Raw genomic sequence first — 14,752 nt, 5'->3', positions numbered from 1 at the left:
AACTCCCCTTAAGGTCATCCCTATGGAAAGTTTCCTATTTCAAGCAACTATTTACCTCGGGATCGCTGTGATTGCCGTGCCGATTGCCATGCGATTTGGGCTAGGCTCGGTGTTGGGGTATCTTCTGGCGGGGATCATAATCGGCCCGATGCTCGGGTTCGTGGGCACCGAGACACAAAGCCTTCAACATTTCGCCGAATTTGGCGTCGTCATGATGATGTTCCTCATCGGCCTTGAGCTTGAGCCGCGCGCGCTTTGGGCTATGCGGCACCGCCTCATTGGGCTTGGTGGCTTGCAGCTGGTGCTCACGACGGGGGGCATCACGGCAATTGCGCTGTATTTCCAACTTCCTTGGCCGCAAGCACTGGCCGTCGGCCTTACGCTTGCCCTCTCTTCAACAGCCATCGTTTTGCAAACTTTAAACGAGAAAAACCTGATGCAAACGAACGGGGGGCGGGCGTCCTTTTCTGTGCTTCTGGCCCAAGATATCGCCGTAATCCCCATTCTCGCGCTTCTCCCCCTTCTCGCGCTCACAGGAGTGTATAATGAGCCAGCTGCTGCGCAAATTGCGAGCGAGCACGGCCCCAAATTCGGCCCGTTTGAGCCTATCAACACTTGGTTCTCGGCCCTCTCACCTTTTGGCACGACCTTTGTGACAATCACGGTAATTCTCCTGATCATACTTGGGGGGGCCTATCTTACCCGTCCGCTGTTTCGGTTTATCCATTCCGCACATTTGCCGGAATTATACACCGCGCTTTCCCTTGTGATTGTCGTGTTCATCGCGGCCGTTATGTTGTTGATCGGCCTCTCGCCGGCTCTTGGGACCTTTTTGGCGGGAATGGTATTGGCAAACTCCGAATTCCGTCATCAGCTCGAAAGCGATATCGCGCCCTTCAAAGGATTGCTCCTTGGCCTCTTTTTTATCACCGTCGGTGCGGGCATCAACTTTGCGCTGTTGATCGGGAACCCCATACAAATCCTCGGCTTTGCCATAATGCTGCTGGCCTTTAAATTTTTGGTTCTTTTTGTCATTGGTTTTGCGTTCAAATTGAAAGGCCCTGACCAATGGTTGTTTTCACTGGGCCTCGCTCAAGCGGGTGAATTCGGTTTTGTACTGGCGTCCTTTTCGCTCACCCAAAACATCATTCCGCGCGACTTAAGCGAGAAGATCCTCCTGATTATCGCGCTTTCGATGCTTCTCTCGCCTCTCCTGTTTCTCCTGTATGAGTTTCTGGCACAGCGTTCAAAAAAAGAAACCAAGGCGCACCAGAAGGAAGATGAAATAGACGAGCAGAACCCCATTATTATTGCGGGAATCGGACGGTTTGGGCAGGTCGTAACACGGCTGGTTCAATCTGCGGGCTTCAAAACAACGGTTCTGGACCACGATCTTGCCACTGTTGAGGTGATGCGAAAATTCGGGTTTAAAGGGTTCTTTGGCGATCCGACACGCCCCGAAGTCCTCAATGCTGCAGGCTTCGCAAAGGCACGCGTTTTGGTGGTGGCCCTCGATGACCCCGAAGCCGCCCTGCGCCTTGTAACCTACGCACGCAGCAAACGCCCCGACATCCATATCATTGCGCGCGCGCGCGATCGCGGAGACGTATATCGCCTTTATGCCGCGGGTGCGAACGATATCGTGCGCGAACTTTTTGACAGTTCTCTTCGCGCGGGTCGCTATGTTTTAGAGAACGTTGGCCTCTCCAAATACGAAGCCGCAGAAGCCGAACAGACATTCAAAACGCACGACCGTATTGCCGTCCGCGAACTTGCGGCTCTTTATGATCCACGGGTCCCGTTTGGCGAGAATCCCGCATATATCGAGCGCTCCAAGGAATTCGCCAAAGACCTCGAAGCTGCCCTTTTGGCAATCCGGAAATCCTCTGAAAATTAGTCGTTAGAAACCCCCGCCTCTGCGAAGGTGGACATGCCCGAGTGACAGGCCACGGCACCAATCAAAACCCCAATAGCCAAGGCCGCGCCCGACCCTTCTCCAAGACGAAGCCCAAGATCAAGCAACGGTTCTTTGCCAAGTTTTTTCAAGACAGCCCCGTGCGCGCCTTCGGCTGAGACGTGTCCCGCAACAGCATGGTCAAGTACATTTGCATTCAACGCGTGCAAAACTGCCGCCGCAGAGCAGCAGATAAACCCATCCAAAATGACTGGAATTCCTTCGATCCGCGCTCGTGCTATGGCGCCTGCCATTGCGGCGATTTCACGCCCCCCAAGGCAACGCAGCACCTCAAGGGGAGCACCAAGAGCGCTGGAATGTAGGGCAAGCCCCGCGTTGACTACGGAAATTTTCGCGGCTAAGGCCTTGTCATCCACACCGGTTCCGCGCCCGGTCCAGTCCTCACCTTGTCCACCAAAGATCGCCGCCAGAATTGCGCTGGCAGAGGTTGTATTGCCAATGCCCATTTCACCTGTCACCAGAAGGTCCGTGGCAGGATCGACCGCGTTCCAGCCAACCGTCAAGGCCTCAACGACCTCTGCTTCGCTCATCGCCGGAGCCGTCGTGAAATCTGCTGTTGGTGTATCCAACGAAAGTGCATGCACAGTCATCTTCGCGCCAAACGCTTTGGAAAGCTGATTGATCGCCGCGCCGCCGTGCTCAAAATTTATCACCATTTGCGCCGTAACTTCGGGCGGAAAAGCTGACACGCCTTGGGCGGCAACACCATGGTTTCCCGCAAAAATCACCACCTGTGGCGCATGAATCGAAGGGCGGTCTGTTCCACGCCAGCCAGCGTACCAAATGGCAAGGTCTTCGAGGCGCCCTAACGCTTGCGGGGGTTTGGTGAGTTGGGCATTACGCGCCCGCGCGGCTAAAACGACTTCAGGATCTGCAGATTTGGCGTCGGCAAACACCTTTTCAAACTCGGCCAAAGTGGAAAATGGTGCGCTCATATTGTGATCCTTTATTGCGGTACGTGCCAGCAGTGAGTACCCTAGCTTTGAGATTGTATAGCGACAGAAAGGGCATGAAGATGCCTCAAAACGACACGCCCCTCATGCAAGTCACAGATATTCCAATTGCCCTTGGCATATTAAGCCGCTTCCCCGTCGAAGTAAGCCAAGAAGCCGCGCAGAAACGAGCGGCCTCGGCGGCATGGGCCTATCCAATTGCAGGCGCGGCGATTGGTTTTGCTGCGGTTCTCGCTGGATGGGCGGCAATGGCATTTGGTCTGCCGAATGTGGCGGTCGCTGGGGTGGTTTTGGCGACACTCATTATGGTGACAGGCGCAATGCACGAAGACGGGCTTGCGGATACATTTGACGGGCTTTGGGGAGGGCATACACGCGAACGACGCCTCGAAATCATGAAGGATAGCCACGTTGGTGCATATGGTGTTTTGGCGCTTGCCGTGTCTGGTTTGGTTCGGTTCGGGTTGATTTTATCCTTGATAATATCTGGTCACCTGTGGGCACTGATCGCGATCAGTGCCGTGAGCCGTGCGCCCATGGCCTTGCTGATGACCAAAATGGTCGCTGCGCGGACTACCGGCCTTTCCCACAGTGTTGGGCGTCCACGCCTAGAAACCGCTTTACTTGCCGTTTTGATCGCGCTTTTGATCGGCTTTCTCTTCTTAGGCGGCACAATTTTACATGGCGTATTGCTCGCGGCAATCGCAGTTGGCGCTTTGGCGTGGATCGCTGAGAAAAAGATTGGCGGTCAAACGGGCGACATTTTGGGCACTTCGCAGCAACTGACGGAAATTGCGTTTCTCGCAGCCGTCGTCTCGGCCCTCCCCGCATAGAAAAACGCGCCCAACTTTCATTGAGCGCGTTCTCTAAAATCGTATTTGAAGCTTAGGCTGCGGCAGGTGCGCGCGAATCCAAAACGTCGTTGATCTGTTGCTGTGCGAGGTCTTCGCCCTCACCAGAAACAGCCGCAACTTCACGGGTCAAACGCTCTAGCGCCGCCTCATAAAGTTGACGCTCGGAATAGCTTTGCTCGCGTTGATCATCTGTGCGGTGAAGGTCGCGCACAACTTCAGCAATGGCCAACAAGTCGCCGGAATTGATTTTCTGTTCGTACTCTTGTGCACGGCGCGACCACATCGCGCGTTTCACCTTGGCTTTGCCCTTTAGGATACGCATGCAATGGGCAACGGTATCCGCAGACGCAAGCGAACGCATACCGACTTCGATCGCCTTATGGGTCGGCACCCGCAGTGTCATTTTATCTTTGGCAAAGGAAATCACGAAAAGCTCAAGCACGATGCCTGCGATTTCTTGCTCTTCAACATTCACAATCTGGCCAACACCATGCGCAGGATAAACAACGAATTCGTTGGGGCGAAAGTCTAGTTTTTTAGATTTGCTCATTCAGCACTCTTCCTTGTTTTGAGACAGCGCAAGGGATGCATCCGCGGACTTGGACAAAGCCACGTTCGGTCTGCACCTCTCAGAAGAAAAAGGCCCGCGCACGGTCTGTGCTAAGCGGGCAGCTTCGGGACACTGTCTGTATCTACTCGCCTACTATATCAGAAAATCAACCTATAGGAAAGTTACGTCAGCATAGGTTTGCACAACCCCCTAAAATCATGGGGGATTTCACAAAAACTCTCACATTTAGGGCCGTTTTCTGAGCCCAAAATAGGCCAAAAAACGAATCACTCTTAGCTGCCTTCGCCGGGCTTCTCTGAGAAGTACTTCTCAAGTTTTCCGTCTTCTCCATCGCGCTCTTCCGCATCGGGGAGCTGGTCTTTCTTGGCGATGATCACAGGCCAAAGTTCCGAATACTTGCGGTTAAACTCAACCCATTTTTCTGTATCTGGCTCGGTATCGGGACGGATCGCATCCGCTGGGCACTCAGGCTCGCAAACGCCGCAATCGATGCATTCGTCTGGATGAATCACCAGCATATTTTCCCCTTCGTAGAAGCAATCTACGGGGCAAACCTCGACACAGTCGGTATATTTGCAAGCGATACAGGCGTCGTTGACGATATAGGTCATGCGGGAACTCGTTTGTTTGTTTCGACGCCCTAGCTATTCTAGCTCGCGTGATCTTTCAAGCATTTGACGTCGGGAAAGAATGCTTTTGCGCCGTTCCTTTTTGGTAGGCCGCGCTTTTCCCTCGTATTTCGGTTTAGCTGGAACAGTTTTCTGCTCGTAGGGCGCTTTGGGATCGGGCGGTGGCGAATGATCCTCATAGAGTCCTTGCGCTTCGGGTGCTGGCCCGCGTCGAACCGACATTTGCATCACGCGCACGATCCGAACGCGGTCTCCTTGCGGAAAGGTTAGCGTATCCCCGAGGGCGACAACGTAGCTCGACTTAGTTATTTTCGCTCCATTCACCCGCAAATGCCCGCCGGTCACGAGTTTGCTCGCTAGCCCGCGCGTTTTAAAGAATCGCGCGTGCCAGAGCCATTTATCAACCCGAAGTTTGGGCGGGAGTTCACTCATAGATTATTTTTTATCTTTCAACCCCATGAGGGCCATTGCGAAGGGATTGTCGGGATCAATCGGCTTCTCTTTTTTAGGAGGTCGTGCTTGGAAGTTTTTGCCGCCTTGAGGGGCTGGCTTTCCACCTTTTGGCCCACCGCGTTTTGCGTCAGGTTTACGTCCTTGTGGCTTGCCGCGAGTACCTTCAGCCGCATCCTTTTGTGGACGACGATTGTTTGGCCGAGGCTTCGGTGCCCATGTAAACGTATAGAAAGCCTCCATTTCAGGAGCTTCGACGCCTGCATCTGGAGCTTTCGCCTCTTCTGCGTTTTCTTCCGCAGGAACGGCCTCTAACGGGGCCGTACCCTCTGGAACTGCAGTTGTTGCATCTTCGGTCGCAACCACTTCTGTCGCTTCTGGTTCAACCGCGGCCACAACGGGGACCGCTTTAATTTTGCTGCGCTCGCCCTTTTCGGCTTTATAGCCAAGGCCGACCATCAGCTTGGAGAATTGCTCCAAAGTCATGCCCGTAATCGACAACATGTCAGGATTGGCTTCAAAACCGGAACGACTGTTTTGTGTACGCAGTAGGTCTGCCAAGCGTTCCAACATATCAATACGAATGGCTCGGTCGCCCGCGTTCCGATATCCCGCCATCATATCAGCGCCCAATGGAGCTGAAGTGTCGGTCGGAATTGTCACAAGACCCGGAGGGGGGCTTTCGGGAAATTCTGCCAAATCTTTGGCCAACGACCAAAGAACCAGACGCAAACGTGTCGCGGCAGGCTTAAGCAAGAGCGGCATAAAGATCGTAAACTGACCAAAACGAATGCCGTGCTTGCGCAGCGCGCCACGGGCGTCCTGATCGAGGTCTTTCACTTCGGTGGCCACTTGATCGCGCGAAATAATGCCGAAATCTTCGACCATCCGGAAGGCGAAACCACGGGCCATCCCTGTGAGAGCCTCATCGCGACTCATCGCCAATAGGGGTTCAAACAAGGTCGCGACTTTGCGATCAATGAAATGTTGCAGGCGACGTGTGACCTTTTGGATCACATCGGGGCCGGCTTCCTCGTCGACAAATGCAACGACCAAAGGCTTGAGCGGGTCCGATCCGAATACCAATTTTCCCAGCGCAAGTTCGCCCCACATGAGGCCCCCTTGCTCGGTGAAATCGATCTCGGTATCAGGCGCGTTATAAAAACGATCTGCACGCAAATGGAACTCTGGGGCCAGAGCTTGCAGGCTTGCTGCCCGCAGTGTTTTGGCCTCTTCAGAGCTAGCGCTCTTATCTTGGCTGAACTGAAATCCCTCTAGCTTACCGACGAATTCGCCCTCAACTAGAACTTCACCTTTATCGTTTACGTCGGCCACTAGGCCCTCCTTCTGCTTCAACCGCCGCAACAAAACACTTGTCCGCCGGTCAACAAATCGTTGTGTGAGCGCTCCATGGAGCGCGTCTGATAATCGGTCTTCTACAGCGCGCGTCGCTTCTCGCCAATGGGTTTCGTCGTCAAGCCACCCGCTACGCTGAGAAACATAAGTCCATGTGCGGATAAACGCCAATCTTTTAGATAAAACATCGATATCACCGTCCGTTTTATCGATCCGTTTGACCTGTCTGGCGAACCAATCGTCCGGCACACGGTCAAATTCCTGCAAGAATCGAAACAATTGCTCCAAAAGTCCCGCATGTTCGCCGTGGCTGATTCCCCGAAAATCGGGAACACGGCAAACATCCCAAAGCCGTTTAACATCGCCAGCAGAAACAATTTTATCGCTCACAATCGGCATCGCCGTCAGTGTTTTGAGGGTGCGCAGATCGTCCGCTTCGCGCGCTTTTACCAAACGTTCGTCATTTGGCGCGACTTCAAGACTTCGAATCAACGCATCGCTAGTGCCAAATTCCAGCCGTGAATTGCGCCAATTCAGCTTTTTAATGGGGGCGAAACGGTGGTTCATTATGGCATCGGCCAAACCATCCTCAAGCGGAGCAGCGTCCCCCGTCACGCCAAAACTGCCGTGGCTCATGTGCCGCCCTGCCCGCCCTGCAATCTGGGCCAACTCATTGGGCATCAAGGGTCGCATACGCCGCCCGTCAAACTTATCCGTGGCCGAAAACGCGACATGGTTGATATCAAGGTTGAGCCCCATCCCAATGGCATCCGTCGCCACCAGATAATCCACCTCGCCGTTTTGATACATCTCGACTTGGGCATTGCGGGTGCGCGGACTAAGCCCCCCCGTCACAACGGCCGCTCCACCTTTTTGCCGACGCAGAAGTTCGGCTATCGCATAGAGATTTTCCACCGAGAACCCAACGATCGCCGAGCGCCCCGGCATTCGTGCGATCTTTTTACTGCCCGCGTAAGTCAGCTCCGAAAGCCGTTCGCGACGAATAAAATCGACATCCCCCAAGAGATCGGCAATTGCGCTGCGCATCGTGTCCGACCCCATAAACAAGGTTTCGTGCAAGCCACGGGCGCGCAGCAATCGGTCGGTAAAAAGATGGCCCCGCTCGGGATCGGCGCAAAGCTGAATTTCATCAACCGCAAGGAAATCACAGCCCATTCCCTCGGGCATCGCTTCAACCGTACAGACCCAATATTGCGCGCGCGGCGGCACAATACGCTCCTCGCCCGTCACCAATGCCACGACGGATGGCCCGCGCAGAGCGACAATCTTGTCATAAACTTCGCGCGCCAAAAGGCGCAACGGCAGGCCAATCACACCAGTTCGATGTGCCAACATACGTTCGATTGCGTAGTGAGTTTTGCCCGTATTGGTCGGGCCTAGGATCGCTTTGATCCGCGGCGCGTTCGCCATGTTCTTCAGCCCTTAAAGGTTGGTCCCGCCGACCGATGCACTCAAGCGCGCAATGGCTTTTGCGACCTGCGGTTGGTTGGGGTGTATTAAGGCAACCTGCTGATAGACCTCAAGCGCTTGTTTGGGTTTACCCGAATCCTCCAAGATTCGCGCCAGTCCAATAATCGCGCCAAAGTGGCGTGGCTCTAACGATAAGACCGTTGCGATGTCCGAAACCGACGGCCCATACATACCTAGATTAAAATACGTCGTCGCCCGCCCATTATATCCTTCGGCAAAATCGGGTGCGTGGTCGGTGAGCGCCGTAAAATGTTCCACGGCCACTTCCAAATCCCCTTGTGAAAGAGCCGCATAACCGCGTTCTAGCAAGAAATTCATCGACTCCGAGCCGGACTCCCTGAAAAGAGCGCGGATTTGATCTTCGGTCTTTTCCCAGTTTTCGTTTTGCGGGTCTGCGAGATCTGCGAAAAGCACATCCAAATCGACATCCTGCGCCTGAACCGCTTGCCCGCCAGCCCACAAAATGACTGTCGCAAGAAGAAATGCCGTAACGATACGATTGAGAAAGGGGTTTAAAGCGCTCATAACAAATGCAACTGTAGCCGAAAGGTTGGGAAAAGCGACCCCCAAACCTTCACGTTTTTAGGAGAATCTAAATGAGCGAAATAATCACTGCTGCCGTCGGCGTTTTGTCTGAGAAAATCAAAACCTTCGATGGGACTGCAAAGTTCATGGTCGAAGGCGAAGGCGGCATTGTCATCGACGCGGACGGCGTGCGTGCGGGCGACGACGACACGGATGTTACTTTGTCGGCGGATGTCGAAACGTTTCAGGCCATTCTCGACGGCAGCTTGAACCCCACAACGGCCTTTATGACGGGCAAACTTTCTATGGACGGTGACATGGCAACCGCCATCAAACTCGGTGCAGAATTGTCCTAAGCCATGAAAACTGCCCCCTTTTATGAGGATATAGTCGGCGCCGCAGACCCCGGAGACGCCACATGGTGGACGACTTCTGATGGTGTGCGGATTCGATTGGGCGTTTGGAACCAAGATGCGCCCATGGGAACGGTCCTGATCTTCCCTGGGCGCACGGAATACATCGAAAAATACGCGCCAACGGCCACGGTTTTGGGCACGCGCGGCTATGCGGCTTTGGTCGTTGATTGGCGGGGACAAGGCCTCGCAGATCGGGATGCACCTGATCGCCTACTTGGTCATGTTGAAGATTTTCAGGACTATCAACTCGATGTCGCGACCATGGTGGCCGCAGCCAAAGAAATGTCCCTTCCCGAGCCGTATTATCTACTGGGGCATTCGATGGGCGGATGTATCGCTCTGCGCGCGCTTTCAAATGGTCTTGATGTCAAAGCAGTATGTTTAACGGGGCCAATGTGGGGGATCAATGTCCCGCCAAGGATGCGCCTTCCCGCGTGGGTTTTGGGTGCGGTTGCGCATCAGGTCGGCAAGGGGAAAACCCTAAGTCCGGGGACAAATATTCAGACCTATGTCCTTACGGAACCCTATGCGGACAATATGCTGACAAGTGATCGGCCAACCTACGAATGGCTTAAATCCCAAGTCGTTGCGCATCCTGAATTGGCTCTCGGCGGACCGTCGCTTGGCTGGCTCATCGAAGGGTTGCGAGAGTGTCGCGATCTCGCAAAACTGCCCTCGCCCAATGTTCCTTGCCTGACGTTTCTCGGAACAAATGAGCGCGTTGTTCGCGCAGGTACCATTGGAAAACGCATGGCGCATTGGCCGAACGGACGTTTAGAAATGGTCGCGAAAGCCGAGCACGAAATCCTCTTTGAAAATCCCGAAACATTAGATCGTGTAACCGACATCATGTGTGAATTTTTTGGTGAGAATACTTAGCCCGCGCCCTTTCCAAATAAAATCCCGCGCGATTTTCCTGTGGCTTGGGGTGTTTTTACCTTTGCGCGCCCCCATACCCCTTGAACCGCCCCCCTCCTAAGGCCTATGTCTAGAGGGCAATTATTGAGGTTTTTCATGCGTTTTTCCCGTCCTATGCCCGTCTTCGATGCGACCCCCTCCACTGGGGAGGCCGCCGATTTCGGCGATCTGCCAGAATGGAACCTCGACGATCTTTACACCAGTGAAGACGCGCCCGAATTGACCCGTGATATGGCTTGGCTTGAGACGGCCTGCGCCGATTTCGCCGCGGCCTACGAAGGTAAACTCGCCGATCTGGATGCCGCCGGAATGCTTGCTTGCGTTCACGCCTATGAGGCAATTGACCTGATCGCAGGCCGCATCATGTCATTTGCGGGCTTGCGGTATTATCAGATCACAACCGATAGTGATCGCGCGAAATTCATGTCCGACACCCAAGAAAAAGTGACCGTTTTCACGACTCCGCTGGTTTTCTATAGCCTTGAGTTGAACCGCCTTGAAGACGACGCGCTGGCAAACATGTTTGCCGAAAATGCCGGTTTGAAACGCTACAAGCCGATTTTTGATCGTCAACGCGCAATGAAGCCGCACCAATTGTCCGACGAGTTGGAAAAATTCCTGCACGATCAATCAACCGTTGGTGCCGCAGCGTGGAACCGTTTGTTCGACGAAACAATCGCCGGCTTACAATTCACTATTGACGGCGAAGACATGAACCTCGAAGCCGTTCTCAACCTTCTGACCGACCAAGACCGTGCAAAACGCGAAGTGGCGAACTTTGAATTGGCCCGTGTTTTTGAAGAGAACATCAAAATATTCGCTCGCGTTCACAATACATTGGCCAAAGAAAAAGAAATTGATGATCGCTGGCGCAAAATGCCCTCGCCCCAGACGGCGCGGCATTTGTCGAACCATGTAGAACCAGAAGTTGTCGAGGCCCTGCGCAATGCGGTTGTGGCCGCCTATCCAAAACTCTCGCATCGCTATTATGCCCTCAAGGCAAAATGGCTTGGCCTTGAGACAATGCAAACTTGGGACCGCAACGCGCCTCTCCCCAAAAAAGACGAGAAAACCGTCGATTGGCAAGAAGCCAAAGACACTGTGATGGAAGCCTACGAGGGTTTTGACCCTAGAATGGCCAAGATCGCCGCGCCGTTTTTCTCCGAAGGTTGGATTGATGCAGCGGTCAAACCGGGCAAAGCGCCCGGGGCCTTCGCGCATCCAACGGTCACAAATGTGCATCCCTATGTCATGCTCAACTACCTTGGGAAGCCGCGCGACGTGATGACGCTAGCGCATGAACTTGGCCACGGCGTGCACCAAGTTTTGGCTGCGGAACAGGGCGAGCTTCTGTCCTCCACCCCCCTCACATTGGCCGAAACCGCCAGTGTTTTTGGCGAGATGCTGACCTTCCAAGCGATGCTCGCTAAGGCCACCACCAAAGAAGAGCGCAAAGTCCTGCTTGCGGGTAAAGTTGAGGATATGATCAACACGGTCGTGCGCCAAATCGCGTTTTACGACTTTGAATGCAAACTCCACGCGGCCCGCGCCGAAGGTGAACTCACCCCTGAAGACATCAACGCGCTTTGGATGTCAGTACAGGCCGAGAGCCTCGGACCTATCTTTGAATTCACACCGGGTTATGCCACGTTCTGGGCCTATGTCCCGCACTTCGTGCACTCGCCGTTCTATGTCTATGCCTATGCCTTTGGCGATGGCCTCGTGAACGCGCTTTACGCCGTCTACGCCGAGGGCGGCGAAGACTTCCAAGAGAAATATTTTGATATGTTGAAGGCGGGCGGCTCCAAGCACCACTCAGAACTGCTCGCTCCCTTCGGACTTGACGCCTCCGACCCCAAATTCTGGGACAAAGGTCTGTCGATGATTTCCGGCATGATCGACGAACTTGAAGCGATGGAGGACTAAATGCGCGTCACCCTCCCCGCTTTCACCCTCCTCGCATTGGCGCCCTTCGGTGCCTTTGCGGAACCATCTATGGTCGGTCAATGGAGTTGTGAAAACTACTCCGAGACCAACCAAATCATGGGAACCGTCGCCTATTACAATAATGGCACGAGCAAAGGCAGCTTTGACGCCACAATTGTCGGAAGCGACGCAACTGTCGAATTGATCGGGACTTATCGCGCGGATTGGAAACAGGAAAAATCGCTCCTTGTCGAAACAATGACGTCGGTTGATGTCCAAGACCTCTTGATCAACGGCCAAAGCTACATGGATACGCCCACCGAAACAGAATTTGAAAATGCCATGTTGGCGGAGGGGGCAACCACGTCGCAAATTATAGATTCGAGCGAAGTTATGGTTGTACTCCAAGATACCGACGGCAATATTTCTTCCTGTAGTTTGTTTTAAAATACTTTTCACATCACGTGTTTAGCAATTCTCATTGTTTATTCGCTCATATGAAATAGACTTTTCCGAAAACAACGAGGGTTCCTATGCGCGGTATTAAACGACTCCTGAAAATTGTTCTCGCCATCCTTGTTGTTGGCCTTGGGGCTTTGCTCACTTTTGGACCGGGCTATTTGGAAAGCAATTTGAATACGGTCGAGGCTCACGCGCCCTACCCCGTCACGCCTGATGCCCAAGCGTTACACGACAGCCTCGTGATCGGTGATTGGCACGCCGATACGTTGCTTTGGAACCGCAGCTTGCTTGAACGTGGCGACCGTGGCCATGTGGATGTCCCGCGCCTGCAGGAAGGCAACGTCGCCCTTCAGGTTTTTACCACGGTCACCAAAAGCCCCGCAGGGTTAAACTACGAAGAGAATTCCACCTCTGCGCGCGACAATATCACCCTCTTGGCTTATGCGCAGTTATGGCCACGCGCCGCATGGGACAGCCTGCTTGAACGGGCGCTGTATCAGGCAAGTCGTTTGCATAAATACGCAGACAAAGCTCCCGATGACTTAACGATTATCACCACGCGTAGCGAACTCGACAGCCTGTTGGAAAAGCGTGCCGCAGGGGCAAAAACCGTGGGCGCATTGCTCGGCACCGAAGGGGCGCATCCTTTAGAGGGTAAAATCCAAAACATCGCCGCCCTCGAAGCCGCAGGGTTTCGAATGATCTCGTTACAGCATTTCTTTGATAACGCCGCTGGGGGCTCGCTCCATGGCACAGCAGACGCAGGGCTGACCGATTTTGGCCGCGAAGTTGTCGCCCAAGTCCAAGCCCGCAACATGGTTTTGGACGTGTCCCATTCAAGCCAACAAGTCATTCGCGATGTGCTCGAAATTACTGAAATGCCCATCGTTGTGAGCCATACAGGTATCTTCAGCAACTGCCAGATCAAGCGCAATATCCCCGACGACCTCATCCAAGCCGTTGCTGCAAAGGGCGGCACGATTGCGATTGGCTATTGGAAAGACGTCACTTGCGACGACACTCCAACGGGCGTCGCAAAAACCATCAAGGCGGCGATTGACCTCGTAGGTGCAGATTATGTGTCTCTTGGTTCGGATTTTGACGGTGCCGTGGGCACCGCCTTTGATACATCCGAATTGGCCGCGCTGACGCAAGCGCTCCTCGACTTAGAGATTTCTGAAACCGATATCCGCAAAGTTATGGGCGAGAACATGGTGCGCGTGTTGCGCGCCCGCCTCGCCCCCTAGGCTACTTTTTCGCTTTTGCAAAGATCTGATCCATCATGGATTGGGCCTTTTTGCTATCTTCCAGCGTGTATGGATAGGCGGAACCGGTGCCAACGGATTGAGCAAAGTTTTCGACTTGAAGCACATATTGGTTCAGCCCCGGATAACGCGACACAGTTTCGCCCGCTTCATTAGACAGCCAAACTTGCGCCTCTCCGGCGACATTGGCATTGAAAGGTGTCGTCACGCGGATTTTCCCTTTGTCTCCAAGGAATAGCATTTCTTGATGTGGCGCGAGGCGCATCGAAACCATGCCCGAATAGGTAAATCCTTCGAACTGCGCCTGAACATCGGTAAACACATCCACGCCCCCCTCCTCACGCATTGAAACGGCCGTAATTTCGGGCAGGTTTGCGCCCGTCGCGAAAAGGGTACTGGCATAGATGTATACGCCAATATCACGCGCCGCGCCGCCGCCAAATTCCGCAAGATTGCGGATATTGTCGGTCGCGGACTCGTTGTTGTAACAAAACTGACCACTCACATGACGTAGGGTACCAATATCTCCTGCAGCGATCCGGTCCCTGACCTCAATCCACTGCGGGTGATGTGCAATCATAAAGGCTTCGGCGGCGACAAGGCCCGTTTGATCGCGCAGGGCTATAAGGTCGTCGATCTCATTCGCTTCAAGCGCAACTGGCTTTTCGCACAACACGTGCTTCCCCGCCTGAAGAGCTTTTTTTGTCCATGCCACATGGAGATGATTGGGCAACGGAATGTAAACGGCATCGATATTTGGCGAGGCCAACAAAGCATCGTAATCGCCAAAGACCTCAAGCGACGGGCAGAATGCCTGAAATGGCGCGGCCTTGGCTGCATTTGACGTTGCCAAGGCTACAAGTTCGTTTCCTATGGCTGCGTGAATAGCGGGTGCCATGAATCTTTCTGCGAAATTTGACGCGCCCAGAATTCCCCAACGTAAAATGTTGCTCATATGAAG

General features: G+C 53.8%; 14 protein-coding genes. 7 read left to right on the top strand and 7 right to left on the bottom strand.

Features of this window, described 5'->3' with window-relative positions; all coding sequences use genetic code 11:
* Positions 1-22: 22 nt before the first annotated feature.
* Positions 23-1,897 carry a cation:proton antiporter gene (locus tag AB9F26_RS14295; RefSeq protein WP_335585710.1) on the top strand — a complete coding sequence of 625 codons (1,875 nt, stop codon included), beginning with the start codon at positions 23-25 and terminating at the stop codon, positions 1,895-1,897.
* On the opposite strand, the gene cobT is transcribed toward AB9F26_RS14295, so the two are convergent.
* Positions 1,894-2,910 (bottom strand): nicotinate-nucleotide--dimethylbenzimidazole phosphoribosyltransferase, encoded by a 1,017-nt coding sequence (cobT, locus tag AB9F26_RS14290; protein ID WP_335585711.1) that lies wholly within the window; start codon positions 2,908-2,910, stop codon positions 1,894-1,896. The two genes, AB9F26_RS14295 and cobT, sit on opposite strands and share 4 nt — an antisense overlap.
* A 74-nt stretch (positions 2,911-2,984) precedes the next feature.
* Between cobT and AB9F26_RS14285 the strand changes: the two genes are divergently transcribed.
* Positions 2,985-3,761 (top strand): adenosylcobinamide-GDP ribazoletransferase, encoded by a 777-nt coding sequence (locus tag AB9F26_RS14285; protein WP_369768329.1) that lies wholly within the window; start codon positions 2,985-2,987, stop codon positions 3,759-3,761.
* Positions 3,762-3,813: 52 nt separating this feature from the next.
* Here the strand turns inward: AB9F26_RS14285 and AB9F26_RS14280 are convergent, their stop codons facing one another.
* The 5 genes from AB9F26_RS14280 to AB9F26_RS14260 all read right to left on the bottom strand — a co-directional run bounded on the left by AB9F26_RS14280 (position 3,814) and on the right by AB9F26_RS14260 (position 8,804).
* On the bottom strand, positions 3,814-4,332 hold the full coding sequence (locus AB9F26_RS14280; protein WP_039001046.1) for a CarD family transcriptional regulator: 519 nt from the start codon (positions 4,330-4,332) through the stop codon (positions 3,814-3,816).
* A 293-nt stretch (positions 4,333-4,625) separates the two neighbouring features.
* On the bottom strand, positions 4,626-4,964 hold the full coding sequence (gene fdxA, locus AB9F26_RS14275) for a ferredoxin FdxA (RefSeq protein WP_039001047.1): 339 nt from the start codon (positions 4,962-4,964) through the stop codon (positions 4,626-4,628).
* Positions 4,965-4,997: 33 nt separating this feature from the next.
* Entirely contained in the window at positions 4,998-5,414 is a 417-nt protein-coding gene (locus tag AB9F26_RS14270) for an RNA-binding S4 domain-containing protein (protein WP_335585713.1), read from the bottom strand.
* Positions 5,415-5,417: 3 nt separating this feature from the next.
* The gene (locus AB9F26_RS14265; RefSeq protein ID WP_369768328.1) at positions 5,418-8,219 is read right to left on the bottom strand and encodes a helicase-related protein; all 2,802 of its coding nucleotides are present in this window, start codon (positions 8,217-8,219) and stop codon (positions 5,418-5,420) included.
* Between the two features lie 12 nt (positions 8,220-8,231).
* Positions 8,232-8,804: a tetratricopeptide repeat protein gene (locus AB9F26_RS14260; protein ID WP_335585715.1), complete on the bottom strand. Its 573-nt coding sequence runs from the start codon at positions 8,802-8,804 to the stop codon at positions 8,232-8,234.
* Between the two features lie 71 nt (positions 8,805-8,875).
* Here AB9F26_RS14260 and AB9F26_RS14255 point away from each other — a divergent pair, with 71 nt between their 5' ends.
* From AB9F26_RS14255 to AB9F26_RS14235, 5 genes are all read left to right on the top strand, one after another.
* The gene (locus tag AB9F26_RS14255; protein WP_335585716.1) at positions 8,876-9,160 is read left to right on the top strand and encodes an SCP2 sterol-binding domain-containing protein; all 285 of its coding nucleotides are present in this window, start codon (positions 8,876-8,878) and stop codon (positions 9,158-9,160) included.
* Positions 9,161-9,163: 3 nt separating this feature from the next.
* Entirely contained in the window at positions 9,164-10,099 is a 936-nt protein-coding gene (locus AB9F26_RS14250; protein WP_335585717.1) for an alpha/beta hydrolase, read from the top strand.
* Positions 10,100-10,234: 135 nt separating this feature from the next.
* Positions 10,235-12,064, top strand: a complete 1,830-nt coding sequence (locus tag AB9F26_RS14245) for a M3 family oligoendopeptidase (RefSeq protein WP_335585718.1) — start codon at positions 10,235-10,237, stop codon at positions 12,062-12,064.
* Positions 12,065-12,511 (top strand): hypothetical protein, encoded by a 447-nt coding sequence (locus AB9F26_RS14240; protein ID WP_369768327.1) that lies wholly within the window; start codon positions 12,065-12,067, stop codon positions 12,509-12,511.
* A gap of 86 nt (positions 12,512-12,597) precedes the next feature.
* Positions 12,598-13,773: a dipeptidase gene (locus tag AB9F26_RS14235; RefSeq protein WP_369768326.1), complete on the top strand. Its 1,176-nt coding sequence runs from the start codon at positions 12,598-12,600 to the stop codon at positions 13,771-13,773.
* A gap of 1 nt (position 13,774) precedes the next feature.
* Here AB9F26_RS14235 and AB9F26_RS14230 read toward each other — a convergent pair whose 3' ends face one another.
* On the bottom strand, positions 13,775-14,746 hold the full coding sequence (locus tag AB9F26_RS14230) for a Gfo/Idh/MocA family oxidoreductase (protein WP_335585721.1): 972 nt from the start codon (positions 14,744-14,746) through the stop codon (positions 13,775-13,777).
* Between the last annotated feature and the right edge of the window lie 6 nt (positions 14,747-14,752).

It is taken from the genome of Falsihalocynthiibacter sp. BN13B15, from assembly GCF_041205415.1.
Classification (GTDB): Bacteria; Pseudomonadota; Alphaproteobacteria; order Rhodobacterales; family Rhodobacteraceae; genus Falsihalocynthiibacter; species Falsihalocynthiibacter arcticus.
This window is presented reverse-complemented; position numbering and strand designations above follow the sequence as displayed.

Bases quoted from the DNA above. Each gene is read 5' to 3' on its own strand.
- AB9F26_RS14295 (WP_335585710.1), top strand. From the start codon at position 23: ATGGAAAGTTTCCTATTTCAAGCAACTATTTACCTCGGGATCGCTGTG.
- cobT (WP_335585711.1), bottom strand. From the start codon at position 2,910: ATGAGCGCACCATTTTCCACTTTGGCCGAGTTTGAAAAGGTGTTTGCC.
- AB9F26_RS14285 (WP_369768329.1), top strand. From the start codon at position 2,985: ATGAAGATGCCTCAAAACGACACGCCCCTCATGCAAGTCACAGATATT.
- AB9F26_RS14280 (WP_039001046.1), bottom strand. From the start codon at position 4,332: ATGAGCAAATCTAAAAAACTAGACTTTCGCCCCAACGAATTCGTTGTT.
- fdxA (WP_039001047.1), bottom strand. From the start codon at position 4,964: ATGACCTATATCGTCAACGACGCCTGTATCGCTTGCAAATATACCGAC.
- AB9F26_RS14270 (WP_335585713.1), bottom strand. From the start codon at position 5,414: ATGAGTGAACTCCCGCCCAAACTTCGGGTTGATAAATGGCTCTGGCAC.
- AB9F26_RS14265 (WP_369768328.1), bottom strand. From the start codon at position 8,219: ATGGCGAACGCGCCGCGGATCAAAGCGATCCTAGGCCCGACCAATACG.
- AB9F26_RS14260 (WP_335585715.1), bottom strand. From the start codon at position 8,804: ATGAGCGCTTTAAACCCCTTTCTCAATCGTATCGTTACGGCATTTCTT.
- AB9F26_RS14255 (WP_335585716.1), top strand. From the start codon at position 8,876: ATGAGCGAAATAATCACTGCTGCCGTCGGCGTTTTGTCTGAGAAAATC.
- AB9F26_RS14250 (WP_335585717.1), top strand. From the start codon at position 9,164: ATGAAAACTGCCCCCTTTTATGAGGATATAGTCGGCGCCGCAGACCCC.
- AB9F26_RS14245 (WP_335585718.1), top strand. From the start codon at position 10,235: ATGCGTTTTTCCCGTCCTATGCCCGTCTTCGATGCGACCCCCTCCACT.
- AB9F26_RS14240 (WP_369768327.1), top strand. From the start codon at position 12,065: ATGCGCGTCACCCTCCCCGCTTTCACCCTCCTCGCATTGGCGCCCTTC.
- AB9F26_RS14235 (WP_369768326.1), top strand. From the start codon at position 12,598: ATGCGCGGTATTAAACGACTCCTGAAAATTGTTCTCGCCATCCTTGTT.
- AB9F26_RS14230 (WP_335585721.1), bottom strand. From the start codon at position 14,746: ATGAGCAACATTTTACGTTGGGGAATTCTGGGCGCGTCAAATTTCGCA.